This is a genomic window from Commensalibacter melissae (genome assembly GCF_009734185.1).
GTDB classification, from domain to species: Bacteria; Pseudomonadota; Alphaproteobacteria; order Acetobacterales; family Acetobacteraceae; genus Commensalibacter; species Commensalibacter melissae.
Genome location: NZ_CP046393.1, coordinates 1,465,892 through 1,483,473 on the forward strand (window position 1 = coordinate 1,465,892; position 17,582 = coordinate 1,483,473).

Consider the following 17,582-nt stretch of genomic DNA (forward strand, 5'->3'; position numbering starts at 1 on the left):
TTTATGGATAATTCTGATTTTATCAATAACCTGACCTTTATTCTTGACACACAAGGAATAATTACAGATCCTAAGGAAAAAATTTCCTATGATACGGATTGGCGCGAAATTTTTCACGCTAACAGTCTTGCCGTTGTCCGTCCAAAAACAACAGAGCAGGTTGCTGAAATTGTAAAATTATGCAATGACTACCAAATTGCAATTGTACCTCAGGGCGGAAATACAAGTCTGGTGGGAGGAGCCTCCCCCACTCCAAATAAAAAGCAAATCGTGCTTAGCCTCAATCGTATGAATAAAATCAGGGATATCAATACAATTGACTACACTATGACCGTCGAAGCGGGTCTTGTTCTTGAAGAGGCGCAAAATATTGCTCTTAAATCTGATTTATATCTCCCAATCATGATATCATCACAAGGATCAGCCCAAATAGGCGGAATTATCGCCACTAATGCAGGTGGTAACAACACCTTACGTTACGGTAATACACGTGAATTCATTCTAGGATTGGAAGTAGTTACAGCAAAAGGTGAAATTTTAAATATTTTGCGGCATTTGAGAAAAGACAATACGGGTTATGATCTTAAACAATTATTTATAGGATCAGAGGGAACGCTTGGCATTATAACGGCGGCAGTTATCCAGCTGCATGCGAAACCAAAATCAACTGAAGTTGCGTTATGCGCCCTTGCAGACATCCATCAAGCCTTGAAACTTTTAAGACTTTTTCACAATTATAATCCTGCTGCACTACAAGCTTTTGAATATATTTCATCAACAGGAATGCAATTAGTTCGTTCTAATATCGAGGACATCTATTTTCCCCTTGAAACAGAAACATCAACTTATATTTTGGTTGAACTGGCTCTGCCTGAAAAAGGAGATAAATTAAAAGCATTACTGGAAACCGTTCTTGAAGAGGCTTTTGAAAAGGGAATTGTATTGGATGCAGTTCTGGCCGAAAGTGAAACTCAACGGCAAAACCTATGGAAATTGAGAGAGGAACAAGCCGAATCCCAAAAAAGGGCTGGTGCAAATATCAAAAATGACGTTTCCGTTCCAATTTCAGCCATTCCTGAATTTATTGTTCGTGCCACCCAAGCTTGCCAGGAAACGTATCCAGGTATCCGCGTTGCTCCATTTGGTCATTTGGGGGATGGAAATATCCATTTTAACCTTGTTCAGCCTGAACATGAAGATCCTGATAAATTTATGCAAAAAAGTCACAATTTAATGAATATTGTATCCAAAATCGTGTTTGATCTACACGGTTCTTTTTCAGCAGAACACGGTGTGGGACAACTTAAAAATTATATGATGTCCGAATGGAAAAGCGAAACTGAACTTGATTTGATGAAAAAAATCAAAAAGGCACTTGACCCCGATAATCTTTTAAATCCTGGAAAAATATTCCCCAAATCTTAAAGATCACTAATAAAATCATCTGCAACTTATTCAGAAAAAAATAAATTAGTAATATTTTATTCTTGCAATATCTGCCTAGAATAAAATATTGCTATTATCATTCGTTATTATAATTAATTTTACTTTTGTATTTAATTAGAGAAAGCCTTTTAGGTATAAAGCAGGATATTAACTAATGCAATTTTTTACATTCTTGCGTCTACCTATGATTGACCGTTATATTTTACGGCAATTACTAATTGCCCTGATTGCCACCACGGGTGGATTGGCAGCTCTAATCTGGTTAACCCAGTCTTTACGTTTTGTCTCTTTGGTTGTTGAAAGAGGACTGTCTCTTAAAGTTTTCCTACAATTAACCGGCTTGTTAATCCCATCTTTTGTCGCCGTTATTTTACCGATAACAACATTTGTCGTTGTCCAATTCATTTATCAGCGACTGGATGGTGATCGTGAAATCATTGTTATGCGCGCGGCTGGCATATCCTCTTTTTCCCTGGCGAGACCAGGTTTGATATGCTCTATTATTTCAATGATTTTCTGTTATTTATTAAATGTTTGGATTGTTCCAACCTCCTATCACACTTTCCGGAAATTTGAATACAAAATTCGCAATAAAATGGCGGCATTCATGCTGGAGGAAGGAGTATTCACTAACGCTTCTGATAATTTAACCGTTTATATTAAATCCAAAGACAGTAACGGAAATCTACAAGGAATACTAATTGAAGATGATCGCCAACCCAATAATAAGGCAACCATTCTGGCAGAAAGAGGAAATCTGGTCATTCTAAATGATCAACCTCAAGTTGTGTTATTTAACGGATCCAGAGAGGTCATTGATCACAAAACCGGCCGTTTGAATATTCTAAATTTCGAACGTAATACCATTGATTTGTCCTCTAATCGTAACGATGCCGCACGATCCCGTGATGCAACAGAAATGTCAATTTACGAGTTATTACATCCCGATCCAGAAGAGGTTGCCAATAAAGATTACGGGAAACTTGCCGTAGAGGCTCACCGACGATTAACCTCACCTCTGACAATTATATCTTTTACACTCATTGCTCTTGTCAGTGTTTTAAAAGGAAGTTTTGCTCGGTTTGGCAATATTCTAAGACCTCTGGCAGCAATTTTTACGATTGTGGGTTTGCTCGCCGCCTCGCTGATTATGCAAAATTTGGCCAGTCGCAATACCAACCTGATTTTTTTAATGTGGATTATTGCCATACTTCCAGGAATAATCGCTGGTGTAACTTTATTCGGATCTGAAATGATGGCTAAATTATATCATAATGCATCATTCCATCCTTCCTCATACAGCCGAAAGTTATAGATTATGCTCACCGCTTATACAATCTCGATCTATATCGCTCGACAATTTTTTTCGGCTTCCATTTCCATGATTCTGGCCTTGACAGGATTGGTATCATTATTCGACTTTATTGACCTTTTACGTCGCATTGCCACAAGACCAGGAGTTTCAACAAGTATTGTTGCGTATATTGCCCTAGATCATATTCCCAACTTCTGCATGCAAATCCTCCCCTTTGGAATTCTTTTGGGGGGAATAATCTGTTTTTGGAAGCTTACACGATCTTCTGAACTTATTGTTACCAGAGCAGCAGGAATTTCCGTATGGCAGTTCCTAATGGCACCTACTGCCTGTGCCTTTATAATAGGGTTATTTTCCACACTAATCATATCCCCCATTTCTTCCACCCTTTACAGACAGGCAGAAATTCTGGATCAAACCTATTTAACAACCGGTGGTGGAAAACTCACGAATATGTCAGGTGGCTCTTTATGGATAAGACAATCTGATAAAGAATTAACCTCTCGAGGTGTGGCAATTTTGCATGCCCAACAAGTACATGTTATCAACCGCAATTTACATTTAAGCGATGTTAGTGTTCTAAGATTAGATGAAGCGAATCATTTACTGGATCGTATTGAATCACCATCAGGGTATTTGCAACATAATCTTTACTGGGTATTATACAATGCTTATTCTATAAAACCGAATAAGTTCCCGATTAAATTAGGAACTATTAAAATACCAACTGATTTAACTTTACATAATATCGAAGATAGTTTTTCATCTCCAGAGACCTTATCATTTTGGGCGTTACCAGGATTTATTAAATTGCTAGACAAATCAGGTTTTTCATCCATTAGCCACAGGCTTCATTTTCAAGCGCTTTTAGCCCAACCTTTACTTGCAAGTACAATGGCTTTGGTTGCGGCGGGGTTTGCCACTCGATCAACTCGACGCGGAGGTGTTGCAAGAATGATAGGCTCTGGTATTGCAGCGGGATTTGCCTTATTCACTATTTCCAAAATAGCTGAACGTTTTGGAGAATCAGGTGCCTTGCCAACTTTTATCGCGGCATGGGCTCCGACCGTAGCCGGCTTGTGTCTCGCAATATCTCTACTTATTCATCTGGAAGACGGCTAATGTCTAGATCCATATCCTCCTTACTTATTCAAAAAATTATGAAAGCAAGAATTCTTCAAAATCAATATTACTCTTTTCTTGCATTCAGTATTTTAAGCAGTTCTTTTATCGCTAATTTATGGATTTTTTGTTCTGTCACCAATGCCCAACAACAAATGCAAATGGCTCATAGTAATATTGGAAAAACCAATGCGGCACCTTTCAGTGGAAAAGACCCCATAACATTTCAGGCTGACAAAGTTTCCTATGATTCCAAGGCTGGAGAGGTTGTTTGGGAAGGTGACGTGCATATTTGGCAAAATGATCACACCTTGAGGGCTGATAAGGTTACTTTTAACAAAACAACAAACATCGCTACTGCATCAGGTAATGTCGCCATGGTCGAACCCGATGGTGAAATCTTGTTTACCCAGCATACACAACTGGGAAATAATATGCAGGAGGGAATTATGGATCAGGTCTATGCCCTGCTTGCTGATGGAGGTAAACTTGCTGCCAACGGGGCACGTCGGACAGGAGGAAAAGTCCATGATTTTAGTCGATCAGTTTATACCGCCTGCCCCATTTGCGCGAAAAACCCCAAAAAATCACCTTTTTGGCAGTTTCGATCCTATCAGGCTATCCGTGATATGGAAAATCAACGCATTGATTTCTCAGATACTTTCATTGATTTCTGGGGAATTCCAGTATTTTACATGCCTTTCTTTTCAATTACGGATCCATCTGTAAAACGGCGTAGTGGTTTCCTAATTCCCAGTATCAATTGGAGCAGTAAATATATCGGGGCCTACACAACCATTCCCTATTATTGGGCTATAAATAAATGGTCTGACCTAACCTTTATTCCTCTTTTTGCGACCAAAACAGGGCCACAGCTTTCCACAGTCTATCGCGCCCGTTTCAACAAGGGAATGTTAAGAGTGGAAGGTGGCATTGCCGATGATACCGTTGGTCAACATGCCTGGTACAATTCCTATGCCGACCGATCTGTAGATAAATTTAAAAAAGGTGCACAAGGCTATTTATTCCTAAAAACAGAATGGGCATTGAACGATCACTGGCGTTATGGTGGAAATATCAATGTCGCAAGTTCTGCAAATTACATGCGTGATTACCGTATTAACGGTTATGGACAAGATACTTTAGAATCTGATTTGTATCTTGAAGGGTTTGGTGAAGGATCCTATTCAAAAGTTAGCGTACAAGCCTTTCAAGGATTAAATCGCGGGGTTATCAACAATTCCGATCTTCCTTTTTCTTTACCTCGATATACTTATAGCTATTTTGGACAACCTGATGCACTAGGCGGAAGATTTTCATTAAACACCACTGATTTTGTTCTTTATCGTCCACGTGGTGTTAATGACCAACGTGGTGAAGTTGCCTTGAATTGGGATAGACCTTTTGATGATAGTGCAGGTAGAAAATGGCTTATTACACTACATGTTGATTCAAATATATATCGAGGAACACATCTAAATGAACAGCCCGGGTTTTACAGAACCAGAAAAAGTCAATTTACAGGACAAGCACTTCCTACATTTGCCGTTAAAATGAATTGGCCCTTCCTGAGAGAGTTTCACATAGGTGACTCAACAGGAACTCAAATCATAGAACCTATTGTTCAATTAATTGCCGCTCCTCATTCAAAAGGTGGCCGCAATTTCTATATGCCCAATGAAGACAGCTGGAATTATGAATTCACAGATACAACCCTTTTTGCCTTAAACCGTTTTCAAGGCACTGATCGTTTGGATGGCGGCGCCCGTGCCAATGTTGGTGTACATGGGAATTGGACCTGGAATGGCCATCAAGTCGATTTTCTTGTCGGGCAAAGCTATCAGGAACATATTCAAGGACACATGCCAGCACGTTCAGGTCTCGATCATCATATGTCTGATGTAGTCTCTCGCCTGCGTATATCCCCTGTCCAATGGTTAACCGCAACAGGAAGAACTCGTGTTGACCCTTATGACGGTAAAGTCAATTTTGCAGACGCTTTATTCAATTTTGGATTCTCTCATTTTGGCATTAATGGTGGATATATATATGAACCTGTAACCCCTTATTATTACTTCTATAGAAATCCATATGATCATGAGGGCGCCTCCAAATTATATTGGCAGAAAACAAACGAATTGACATTGGGTGTTTCAACCGATTGGGATCATTGGCATGCCTCCGCCTTTGGAAGAAGAAGCATTTCACGAAAGGAAACAGTTGCCTATGGAGGTACTGTTGGTTATCGAAATGACTGTTTTAGTGCCGATGTAATTTATTTCAAACAAAAAACAATGATTAACGGTGAAGAAAATAGTGACATGGTCCTATTTATGCTAAACTTCAAGACAATTGGCGTATTTGGAATTAACGGATGATGACAATTATTATGTTTATGCTTTCAGAAACTGTATTAAAATATAAAAAATATATCATATCATTCCTATTGGCTGGTTACGTTTTTACAGGTCACGGTATTGCACATACCATGGCAAATATAAAACATCACGCCATTTCCAATTCCCCAATACCTCCAACAACTTTGCATGATGGTGGAGATCTCTCATCTACAGCAACCTCATCTGATGATGAAAACAAAATTATCGCCATTATTAATGGTCAATTATTGACACAGCGCGATATAGCAAATCGTGAGAAACTCTTTGAATTAACAGCCGGAATTCATTTAAGTCCTGAAGTGATGCAACATATGCGTCCACAACTGATTAAACAGATGATTACCGAGCGCCTGCATATTCAAGAAATGCTAAGACGCAGCGTCAACATTTCCCCTGAACAGATTGCCAAGGCAATTTCAGGAATTGAAAAACAAAATAATATGCCTGAACACGCCTTAAGAGATAAATTGGCTGAGGATGGAGTTTCTTTAACCACTTTAATTGATCAAATCAGATTACAAATTGGTTGGGGAAAAGTGGTACAACAAGAATTGGGCACCCAATCGCGAATTACTGCGAAAGAAGTTGAACAACGTGAAAAAGCCCTTAAACAAGAAGTGGGACAACCTGAATATCTTATCAACGAAATCTTCGTACCGGTTGAAAATGCTCGTCACCCTGAACAAGAATTGCAATTTACTGAAACCATTATTCAGCAATTACGTAATGGTGCTGCTTTTCCAATTGTAGCTGCCCAATTTTCACAATCCCAGAGTGCTTTACAGGGTGGTGCATTGGGATGGGTTCAAGAAGACAATCTGGATCCAGAAGTGGTAGCTATTGCAAGAAAAATGCCTATTGGTGCAATCTCAAATCCTATTAAGGTAGCAGGCGGCTATATTATCGCAATGCTTAGCGGACGCAGAACCATTGGTAATGAGATGGGAACCCTGATGAAAATACGACAGGTTTTCCTACCTTTTAGTTCCAAACTGAACCCTCAACAACCAACCCCGCAACAGGTTGCCACATTAAACCAAACAACAAAATATAAAAGCACCTTACATTCATGCCAACAAATGGAAGATGCCAATAAAAAGGCTGGAAACATAAGACCTTCCGATCCTGGAGAACTTCAACTTGAACGCTTAAATCCTGAAATGGCTAACATACTTAAAGATTTGCAACCGGGTCAAATCAGCAAACCTTTAGTTTCCCTTGACGGTATTTCATTGCTTATGGTCTGTTCAAAGGAACGCAAAAATCTTTCCGACATTTCTGCAAGTGAAATTGCCAATCAGTTATTGAATCAACGTGTTGAACAAGCCTCTCAACAATTAGATCGCGATTTACATAGACAAGCTATTATCGAATATCACACCCCTGTACAAAATAATGACTCCGACAAAAAACAAACAAAACAACATTCTTCCCCCTCTAAAGGAAACAATTCATGAACATAATCTCTTGGCTAAAAAATCACTGGGACAACATTTTTTGCTTGATCCAAAAATCAACGAACAGATTATTGATCTTGCTGGAGATCTTGAAAATAAGAACATTATCGAGGTTGGCCCAGGCCCAGGGGGACTCACACGTGCTATTTTATCAAGTAATGCCGAAACGGTCACAGGTGTAGAAATTGATAATCGTGCCGTTATCCTATTACAAGAATTAAAAAAATATTACCCGCAACGATTTAAAATTGTTGAACGAAATGCTTTGGAGTTTGATTTAAGCACTTTATGTCAAGCACCAAGACAAATTATCTCAAATTTACCTTATAATGTTGGAACCGCTCTTTTACTAAATTGGTTAAAACAGGCAAATCACTGGGAACGCTTTACTTTGATGTTTCAGCAAGAAGTTGCCTATCGAATTTGTTCGGCACCGAATACTGAATTTTATGGTCGGTTATCCGTTATTTCTCAATGGATTGCGTCCTGTACCATTCTTAAGCAAATTCCACCGGGTGCTTTTTTTCCTCCTCCAAAAGTTTATTCATCCGTGATACAAATTATTCCATATAAAAAACAACCTTCCCCTGCCTTATTTAAAGCAATGGAGACCATTACTGCCGCCGCCTTTGGCCAACGTCGAAAAATGTTGCGAAGTTCTCTTAAATCAATTAACGGAAAAACCCTACTTGCAAAAGCCAGTATTGATGAAACAAGAAGAGCGGAAACTTTGAGTATTAATGAATTCGACCTGCTAGCCCGTCTTTATCTTGATAAGCAACATTCATAAAATTCAACTTGGACACTTATTTTTCAAACATATAATTTCGTGTCAAAGGTACGGCGGTTAAGGAAGGAGAAATTTGCAACTGAAAATTCATATGATTATGGTAATAAAAAGACAATTCTGCCGCTGATAAATAAAATTCAAACATTCTATAGAATTTTTCATCGTACATAGCAATTATATCCTGTTGATGGTTTTTAAAATTCCCTAACCAAAAATGAATGGTTTTTGCATAATGTAAACGCAGAATTTCACAATCAGTTACCCATAAGCCGTTTTTTTCAATAGCAGCAAATGTCTCACTTAACGAAGGAGAATAACCGCCAGGAAATATATATTTATTAATCCATGCATTTGTCGAGCCTGGACCATCTGATCGACCTATGGAATGAAGAAGCATAACTCCGTCAGGCATCAATATATTTTTAATTTCCTTAAAAAAATCCGTATAGTAATGTATACCCACATGTTCAAACATACCAATTGATACAATTCGATCGAAAGATCCCTTAACTAGCCGATAATCCGTTAAATAAAATTGAACTTTATCTTGTAACTTTTCCTCTTTGGCTCGATTCCTGGCAACTTGCAATTGTTCCTGGGAAAGTGTTATCCCTGTTACTTCCACATCATATTCTCTGGCAAGGAATAAAGCCATGCCGCCCCAACCACAACCGATATCTAAAATTTTTAGATTGGGTTTATTTAACAAAAGCTTATTGGCAATATGTATTTTCTTTGCTTTCTGAGCCTCCGCCAGATTTTCATTTCCATTTTTAAAATAAGCACATGAATACTGCAAATCTTGATCCAGAAAAAGCTCATATAAATTTTTTCTTAAATCGTAATGATGTGCAACGTTTTTCTGGGATTGCTGAATACGATTTAGTTGTGACCAGAACCGTTTGCTATATCGCCATATGGAAGCAATTTTTTCACCGATATGATCATGAGATAAATCATTACTCATTAAAATATTCAGAACATCGTAAATTGAACAATTGACAGGACGGATTTCGCCACTCATATAACCCTCACCAAAAGCCAACCCAGGATTCATAAGTAATCGTTTGCATATTTCAAGTGTTAGCAATTCAACACAAGCATAATGCTTACTTTGTGCATGTCCATAAAATTTACTATGCTTATCAGGATAAATAACCTCCAAATATCCTTTTTTTATCAAATGCTTAAAAATTGAATCCATTAATTTCATCATATCTTGCTTATTTCTTATCATTTTGAAAAAATAGAATAATCATATGAGAAAATTTATTTCTATTTGTAAATCAATGATATCGCAAAAAATTATTCATTAACAGATAAAAAAAACGAGAGGATAAACCTCTCGTTTTATCAAAATTCCTTGAAAAAAAAATATATTCAAAATGTTTTATTCAGAAACAGCTTTTTCCTCTGAAACCGCTTCAGTTGGGTCATCCTGTGGTGTATTTTCAAAAACTTCCACAGCGGTTGCTTCACCTTGTGCCTGACGTTCAGCCTCTTCGACGGAACGGGCAACATTAACTTTAACATCCAAATGGATTTCAGGATGAAGTTGAACTCTCACCTGATATAATCCCAACATCTTAATTGGATGGTGAATTTCAACCTGTTGACGGGAAATCGTTAACCCTTCCTTGGAAACACCTTCACTAATATCCCGTGCGGAAACAGATCCATAAAGGTTTCCGCTTTCGCCTGCCTGACGAATAATCGTTACAGAAAGTCCCTCCAAACGTTCCAAGAGGCGTTCAGCTTCTTCACGATGTTTAATGTTTTGTGCTTCAAGCTGGCTACGTTCCCTCTCAAAACGTTCACGATTTATCGCTGTTGCACGAATGGCCTTACCTTGAGGAAGCAAATAGTTACGGGCATAACCAGGCTTAACTTTAACAACGTCCCCCATTTGCCCCAATTTTGCTATTCTTTGAAGTAGGATAACTTCAGTTGCAGACATATTAATGTTCCTCCTCAATCCTGAACAAATGGCAATAAAGCGAGGAAACGGGCACGTTTAATTGCCTGTGCCAATTCACGCTGTTTTTTTGCGGATACGGCTGTAATACGGCTTGGAACGATTTTACCGCTTTCTGATAGAAAACGAGATAACAAACGAATATCCTTATAGTCGATCTTTGGTGCATTTGCTGATGAAAAAGGACATGTTTTGCGTCTGCGATGAAAAGGACGACGAGCACCAACAGCAATACGACGTGCAGCTATATTTACCTGAATTTCTTCTGACATGAATTAAGCCTCTCTATCCTCTTCAACTTCGATTGAAGAAACAACCACTTCTTCGTCAACCAGATCGGAAGCATCTTCATCTTCTGAAGCATGTTTACGACCGCTGTCAAAGCGACCGGATGCTTTTGATACAGAACGATTTGAATTACGTTCCTTTTCATCCCCTTTACGTGAAAGTGTTGGAGAAGGTGTATCATCAATTTCTTCCACCCTTAGGGTCAGAAAACGTAAAACATCTTCATTCAGATTAAATTGACGTTCAATTTCCTTGATGGTTTCTGGTTTAGCATCAATGCCCAAGAGCATATAGTGACCTTTACGGTTTTTCTTGACTCTATAAGCAAGGTTGCGTAATCCCCAATATTCGCGTTTTTTAACGGAACCTTCTTCATTTTCAATCAAAGAAGCAATTCCATTAGCAATGTCTTCAACTTGTTGTTGAGTCACATCATTACGTGCAATAAACACGCATTCATATAATGGCATAATATCTCCCTTCGGCTGACTTCAACCCAATTACCAAAAAATTATTGGCATATATTCTTTCATTTAGTGGGTATAGCCAAGGCATAGCCGTTAAACCTTGGCAGGAAAGAAGATTTCTAGAAACCATAAAAAATAAAAAAATGCAAGTCCTATAAACTATAATCTTCCATAAATAATTAGTTTCCTTATTGTTTATTAGAAAATATCTATATAGAAGACTACAATTTTAAGAGTTGTATCAAATTGAAAAAATCTTATTGGATCTTAATTATCATCCAAAAATGACCGTAATTTGCGGCTACGACTTGGATGTTTTAATTTACGCAAGGCTTTTGCCTCAATCTGGCGAATACGTTCACGTGTGACATTAAACTGCTGTCCAACCTCCTCCAGCGTATGATCTGTATTCATCCCAATACCAAAACGCATTCTCAAAACGCGTTCTTCCCTTGGGGTCAAGGAAGCCAGAACACGTGTCGTCGCCTCTCGCAAATTTGTCTGGATTGCCGCATCCAATGGAATAACAGCACTTTTATCCTCAATGAAGTCCCCTAAATGGCTATCCTCTTCATCACCCACTGGAATTTCCAGTGAAATAGGTTCCTTAGCAATTTTTAATACTTTTCTTACCTTTTCCAGAGGCATCCCGAGTTTTTCCGCCAACTCTTCCGGCATTGGTTCCCTGCCAATTTCATGCAGCATCTGTCGTGAAGTCCGCACTAATTTATTTATTGTTTCAATCATATGAACAGGAATACGGATTGTTCGAGCCTGATCGGCAATTGAACGGGTAATTGCCTGACGAATCCACCAAGTTGCATAGGTTGAAAATTTATATCCCCGACGATATTCAAATTTATCAACCGCTTTCATTAAACCAATATTGCCTTCTTGAATCAAATCCAAAAATTGCAATCCACAATTCGTATATTTCTTTGCAATTGAAATGACCAAGCGCAAATTCGCTTCGATCATTTCTTTCTTGGCACGAGACGCATCTCGCTCACCATACGAAACTGTAGAAAAAACCCGTCTAAATTCTGTTACCGGCAATCCCACCTTTTGAGAAAGCTCGGCAATTTGATCACGATATTGACCAATTTCTTTACCGTATTTTTCAACGTAAAGTTTCCAGTATTTGCCAGGTAAATTTCCAACCGCTTCAAGCCAGTCAGGATTCAATTCATGACCATGATATTTTGATAAAAAGTCATCACGGGAAATTTTGCATTTTTCCGCTGCACGCAACATACTTCCCTCTAAGCTGGCAAGCTTTTTGGAAACCGTTTTCAACTGTTCAACAAGAAATTCGATTTTATTACTTTGCAAATGAATTTGCTGAACCTCTTCAATAAGCTTATCCCTTAAAGCCTCATATTTTGTCTCAAATTTACTGGTAAGTTTTTCACCGGCCTGAATCGTTTCCAAGCGCTGAGCCTGTAACTCATACAATTTGGGATAGTTCTTTTCAATTTCACTGAAATGTTTGAGGATCTCGTCCTTGTGCTTTTCCTCTAGAGCAGCAAGAGAAAGATTATTTTCTTCATCCGCGCCACTCTCCGTTTCCTCACCATCCTCATTTTCCTCCTCACTGTCGTCAGAAGTATCATGATCAAGCGAAGCGGACAAAGAATCATCCATATTTGACAACTCAACCTGGTCATATTCATTCTCAGTTGCTTCCAGATCAACAATATCCCTTAACAGCACCTCTTCAGTTTTTAACTGTTCATACCACCCAATGATTGCCCTAAAAGTCAGGGGGCTTTCGCATAATCCCCCAATCATCTGGTTCCGTCCAGCCTCAATCCGCTTGGCAATGGCAATTTCCCCCTCACGCGAAAGAAGCTCTACCGCCCCCATTTCACGCAAATACATCCTAACGGGATCATCAGTTCGACCTGTATTCGTTTCAGTTGCAACCGTTTCTTCCGAATCATCTTTATCTGACTCATTTTCGGATTCTTCACCATCCGCATCCTCTTCTTCATTCTCTATAATCTGGATGTTCATTTCTGAAAAAATAGCCATAACATCTTCAATCTGTTCAGAAGACATTTTATCTTGGGGCAAGATAGCATTCAATTCATCTAAAGTTACGTAACCGCGCTCTTTCCCTTTACTTATCAAACGTTTTACAACAGCGGATTGTGTATCCAAAACATTTGTATCGTTATCACTTGAATTTTCTTCAATTTTAGATGGTGTTGTGACTGCCATTTTTGCCTCAAAAAAGCTTCCTAATTCTACCTAAACCTTAACTTCAAACTTACCTTTAAGGTATGCTTTAAATTATTTATAAAATTTATATGCTTGCTAATATTAACATTGGCTCACAAAACTGACTTTCGCACGATGAATACTATACAGAATTACTAAACAACATTTACAGCCAAATCTAAAGCAACATATATTAGACATGATATCTACGGAAAGATAAATCAAGTCTTTATCATATCCCTAGCTAACAATTATTATAAGAAATCATCCTCCTGTTCGTTATTTGAACCTGTCCTGGCAATTTCAAGGGCTTTTACACGTGCGACAAAAATATTCTGATGCTGTTCATCTGGAGATTCAACCCATGCTTTGCGAGCCAGCTCAACCTGGTTTTCAAGTTCCTGAATATTCAATAACCCATAGAAATGCCACCATTGTTTTTCAATTAAATGTAAATCAAATTTTTGCGATAATTGATCTGAAGAAGAAATAGAAAATTCATCATTAATTGCATTAATTAAATCAGAAAAACCCTCTTTTTCAAGGAAATTTATTCTATCATCTAAGGTCGTTCCTTCAAAAGGAATTCCAACAAAAAATTCTCTCAACTTAATAAATTTTGTAGGCAAGTATAGCTGACAAAAAGCGGACTCCACAGAAAAAAGAAGTTCTGGATAATGCAGCAAGATAGCGAATAAAATGCAAATCCTTTTATAATCAATCTGTTCCTTATCAATTTTTTGAATCCGATTTGACAAATTTACATCAGTTTTTTTTGCAAATGTTCCATATCGGTCGGCTTTTGGATAGAATTGCTGATAAAAGCGATCCAATAAAATACGGCGATATTCCTTTGACAGAATCTTGTCATCAATATGCTGAGCAATTGAAATTAGTCGCGTTTTCAACGCAGCCCGTTGTTCAGGAGATTTTATATCCACATAAGCCGATACAATCCCGTATATGGCATCACATAAGGATTGTTTTTTAGGAATAAGCTTTAAAAATGCCTCTCCACCCTGATTCTTAACAAAACTGTCAGGATCCTCACCTTCGGGAAGTGTCAAAAAATTCAATGTATGTTCAGAAGTTAAAATCGGTAAAGATTCCTCAGCTGCATGCAACATGGCCTTGTGCCCAGCCCTATCCCCATCAAAACAGAGAACGGGTTCGGGGGTTACACGCCATAACAAACCCATCTGATCTTTTGTCAAAGCCGTACCCAATGGTGCAACCGCTCCATGAAATCCTGCCTGATATAACGCAATGACATCCATGTACCCTTCAACAACGAGAACTGTATTATATAATGGATCCACCTCCTTTCTCACAAAAAGTGATGATAAATGATTTAGCCCAAATAAAGTACGACGCTTTGAAAATAAAGGGGTTTCTGGACTATTTAAATATTTCGGCTGTCCATCGCCAATAATTCTTCCGCCAAAAGCGATAGGTCGACCCTTACGATCATGAATGGGATAAATTACTCGATTAAAAAATAGCTCCCCACCCCATTCAGTATCAGATTTTTTTCGTAGAAGTCCAGCCTCTCCAATAAGTTCAAGATCATATCCTTTTTCCTTTAAGAAATGGATAAGACCTCCACGACCATCTCCAGACCATCCCAGTTTAAACGTTTCAAAAGTTTCTTTCAGAATTCCACGTTCAAGTAGATATTGCTTACCTGTCTTAGCCAAAGGTGTATCTAGGGCCAAACGATAATAATCCTGTGCGGCAAGCATAACATCGTATAAACTATGCTGTTTTTCAATCCTTTGCCTGTCCTGATATGTCTGTTCAGGAATATCCAATCCTGCCAGCGCGGCAAGCTCTTTAATTGCCTCACCAAAGGTTCTTCCCTCACTTTGCATAACAAAGGAAATAACATCACCATGGACACCACATCCATAACAATGAAAATGATCCTCATAAATATAAAATGAAGGTGTTTTCTCCCCATGAAAAGGACAACACGCTTTCCAGAAACGCCCTGAACGAGTAAGTTTTACTTTCCGTCCGATAACGGTATGAATCGGGATACGTTGCCGCAATTCTTCCAGAAATCTTTGATCAAACGCCACAAATCACCCTAAATAAATTAAGAGAGTTTAGCCTTTACCAATCCGTTTACCTTAGAAAAATCAAGAACAGAACCATAATTTTCCTTTAGGTAACCCATAACCTTGCCCATTTCCTTAATAGACGAGACTCCTGTCTTTTCCACTGCCTCATCTACAACGTCCCGCATTTGATCTTCATTTAGTTGCGCAGGCAAAAACGTTTCAATAATCGTGATTTCCCCCTGCTCCTTTTCAACCAAATCCTGACGATTTGCCTTTTGGTACATTTCCATAGATTCACGACGGGACTTTACCATACTTTTAAGCATTGTGATAATTTCATCTTCGCCAACCTGATCAATGCCCTTTGGACGAGCATTAATATCCAGATCCTTCAATTTGGCCCCAATCATCCGTAATGTGGCGACTTTGCCTGTCTCTTTAGCCTTCATGGCGGTTTTCAATTCTTCTTTAAAACGTTCACGCAAACTCATTTTTTTCTCCATTCTTAAAGTATAGCATTTTTTGATAAGGAAAAAAATTCCCATCATATTTATTTACATTCAGTGCTGGGATTTTTTTTCCCAATCCTATATACATATATTAATAATTATATTCGTCCAACATAAGGTCTAGGGACATGACAGATATTAACACAGTTATTTCCAAGCTCGGCGGTATTGAAAAGGCGGCCAAGATTGCCAGAGTCTCTACCGAAGCAATTCGCAAATGGAAGCAGGCTCATGCCATTCCTTCTAAACACTGGGCTACAATAATACAAGCAACAGGATTAACTTTAAAAGATTTGCAACCTGAAAAAAATAATTATAACGATAATTCTATCAGCTTAAAGACCCAACGCCCATCAAAAGCAAATGCCATCCTTTTACTGGAGGATGGAACCGTCTTGTGGGGAATGGGATTTGGTGCCCATTCTTCAAAAAACAACCTTGCCCTTGGAGAAATCTGCTTTTCTACCGGAATGACGGGATATCAAGAAACCCTCACAGATCCATCTTTTGCTGGCCAGCTTATTACCTTTACCTTTCCACACATTGGAAATGTAGGTACTAACGACGATGATAACGAGGCAGATACAATTGTTGCAAAAGGACTGATCATCAAAGAAAAAATTACTGAACCTTCCAACTGGAGATCGACCAGTCATTTAAACAGCTGGCTTAAAAAGCAAAATGTGACAGGAATTTATGGAATTGACACTCGTGCCCTTACCCTCCTTATCCGTGAAAAAGGTCCACAAAATGCTTTGATCTTTTGGCCTGAAGACGGAAATTTTGATCTGGAATTTTTACGGAAAGAAATTAAAAGATGGCCTGGATTAAAGGGAATGGATCTCGCAAAAGAGGTTACTTGTCCAAAATCCCATTCCTGGAAAAAAGATGTCTGGTGCTGGAAAAGCGATAAAAAAAATCAAAACAAGCCTGCCTATAAAGTCGTGGCCATTGATTACGGTGCAAAATATAATATTTTTCGTAATCTTGTCAATGTCGGATGTGACCTTGTCGTTGTTCCCGCTACAGTATCAACTGAGGAAATATTGAGCTATAGCCCTGATGGTGTTTTCCTTTCGAATGGGCCTGCCGACCCAGCGGCAACAGCTCATTATACAGTTCCAGTTTTAAGGGATTTGCTAAAAAGAAATATTCCAATTTTCGGAATTTGTCTTGGCCATCAGCTTTTGGCTCATGCCTTGGGCGGTAAAACTTACAAACTGGATCAGGGACATCGCGGGGCAAATCAACCTGTTAAAGATTTAAAGACGGGCAAGGTTGAAATTACCAGCCAAAATCACGGTTTTGCTGTTGACCCAAAAAGCTTACCCGATACCGTACACGAAACGCATATCAATTTGTTCGACCATTCCAACGAAGGGATTGCCTCAAAGATTTATCCGGCCTTTTCCGTACAATATCATCCAGAAGCAAGCCCCGGCCCAACCGATAGCCATTATCTTTTCAAACGCTTTGTTGAATTGATGGATCAGCATTCCTCTTCCCATAAAAGATCATAGAGTAACCA

Annotated in this window: 14 protein-coding genes; 7 read left to right on the forward strand and 7 right to left on the reverse strand. The window is 38.6% G+C overall.

Annotated features, from left to right (window positions below; all coding sequences use genetic code 11):
- The first annotated feature begins 3 nt into the window (after window positions 1-3).
- The 6 genes from GN303_RS06495 to rsmA all read left to right on the forward strand — a co-directional run bounded on the left by GN303_RS06495 (window position 4) and on the right by rsmA (window position 8,529).
- Window positions 4-1,425 (forward strand): FAD-binding oxidoreductase, encoded by a 1,422-nt coding sequence (locus tag GN303_RS06495; protein WP_110438349.1) that lies wholly within the window; start codon window positions 4-6, stop codon window positions 1,423-1,425.
- 175 nt (window positions 1,426-1,600) lie between these two features.
- Window positions 1,601-2,761 carry an LPS export ABC transporter permease LptF gene (gene lptF / locus GN303_RS06500; protein ID WP_110438350.1) on the forward strand — a complete coding sequence of 387 codons (1,161 nt, stop codon included), beginning with the start codon at window positions 1,601-1,603 and terminating at the stop codon, window positions 2,759-2,761.
- 3 nt (window positions 2,762-2,764) lie between these two features.
- Window positions 2,765-3,883, forward strand: coding sequence for an LPS export ABC transporter permease LptG (gene lptG, locus GN303_RS06505; protein ID WP_110438351.1), 1,119 nt, complete (start codon window positions 2,765-2,767; stop codon window positions 3,881-3,883).
- Window positions 3,883-6,261, forward strand: a complete 2,379-nt coding sequence (locus tag GN303_RS06510; protein ID WP_230882771.1) for an LPS-assembly protein LptD — start codon at window positions 3,883-3,885, stop codon at window positions 6,259-6,261. Before lptG ends, GN303_RS06510 begins: the two co-directional genes overlap by 1 nt.
- Window positions 6,258-7,739, forward strand: coding sequence for a peptidylprolyl isomerase (locus tag GN303_RS06515; RefSeq protein WP_110438352.1), 1,482 nt, complete (start codon window positions 6,258-6,260; stop codon window positions 7,737-7,739). The genes GN303_RS06510 and GN303_RS06515 overlap by 4 nt, the downstream gene beginning before the upstream one ends.
- A complete protein-coding gene (rsmA, locus tag GN303_RS06520; RefSeq protein WP_110438353.1) occupies window positions 7,678-8,529 on the forward strand; it encodes a 16S rRNA (adenine(1518)-N(6)/adenine(1519)-N(6))-dimethyltransferase RsmA in 852 nt (283 codons plus the stop codon). The genes GN303_RS06515 and rsmA overlap by 62 nt, the downstream gene beginning before the upstream one ends.
- A gap of 16 nt (window positions 8,530-8,545) precedes the next feature.
- Here the strand turns inward: rsmA and GN303_RS06525 are convergent, their stop codons facing one another.
- The 7 genes from GN303_RS06525 to GN303_RS06555 form a co-directional block, all read right to left on the reverse strand.
- A complete protein-coding gene (locus tag GN303_RS06525) occupies window positions 8,546-9,745 on the reverse strand; it encodes an SAM-dependent methyltransferase (protein ID WP_110438354.1) in 1,200 nt (399 codons plus the stop codon).
- 174 nt (window positions 9,746-9,919) lie between these two features.
- Entirely contained in the window at window positions 9,920-10,486 is a 567-nt protein-coding gene (rplI, locus tag GN303_RS06530; protein WP_110438355.1) for a 50S ribosomal protein L9, read from the reverse strand.
- A 14-nt stretch (window positions 10,487-10,500) separates the two neighbouring features.
- A complete protein-coding gene (gene rpsR / locus GN303_RS06535) occupies window positions 10,501-10,776 on the reverse strand; it encodes a 30S ribosomal protein S18 (protein ID WP_110438356.1) in 276 nt (91 codons plus the stop codon).
- 3 nt (window positions 10,777-10,779) lie between these two features.
- Window positions 10,780-11,262 carry a 30S ribosomal protein S6 gene (rpsF, locus tag GN303_RS06540; RefSeq protein ID WP_110438357.1) on the reverse strand — a complete coding sequence of 161 codons (483 nt, stop codon included), beginning with the start codon at window positions 11,260-11,262 and terminating at the stop codon, window positions 10,780-10,782.
- 264 nt (window positions 11,263-11,526) lie between these two features.
- Window positions 11,527-13,482, reverse strand: coding sequence for an RNA polymerase sigma factor RpoD (rpoD, locus tag GN303_RS06545; protein WP_110438358.1), 1,956 nt, complete (start codon window positions 13,480-13,482; stop codon window positions 11,527-11,529).
- Between the two features lie 254 nt (window positions 13,483-13,736).
- The gene (gene dnaG / locus GN303_RS06550; RefSeq protein ID WP_110438359.1) at window positions 13,737-15,563 is read right to left on the reverse strand and encodes a DNA primase; all 1,827 of its coding nucleotides are present in this window, start codon (window positions 15,561-15,563) and stop codon (window positions 13,737-13,739) included.
- 17 nt (window positions 15,564-15,580) lie between these two features.
- Window positions 15,581-16,036: a GatB/YqeY domain-containing protein gene (locus GN303_RS06555; RefSeq protein ID WP_110438618.1), complete on the reverse strand. Its 456-nt coding sequence runs from the start codon at window positions 16,034-16,036 to the stop codon at window positions 15,581-15,583.
- A 146-nt stretch (window positions 16,037-16,182) separates the two neighbouring features.
- Here GN303_RS06555 and carA point away from each other — a divergent pair, with 146 nt between their 5' ends.
- The gene (carA, locus tag GN303_RS06560) at window positions 16,183-17,574 is read left to right on the forward strand and encodes a glutamine-hydrolyzing carbamoyl-phosphate synthase small subunit (RefSeq protein WP_110438360.1); all 1,392 of its coding nucleotides are present in this window, start codon (window positions 16,183-16,185) and stop codon (window positions 17,572-17,574) included.
- Window positions 17,575-17,582: the final 8 nt, after the last annotated feature.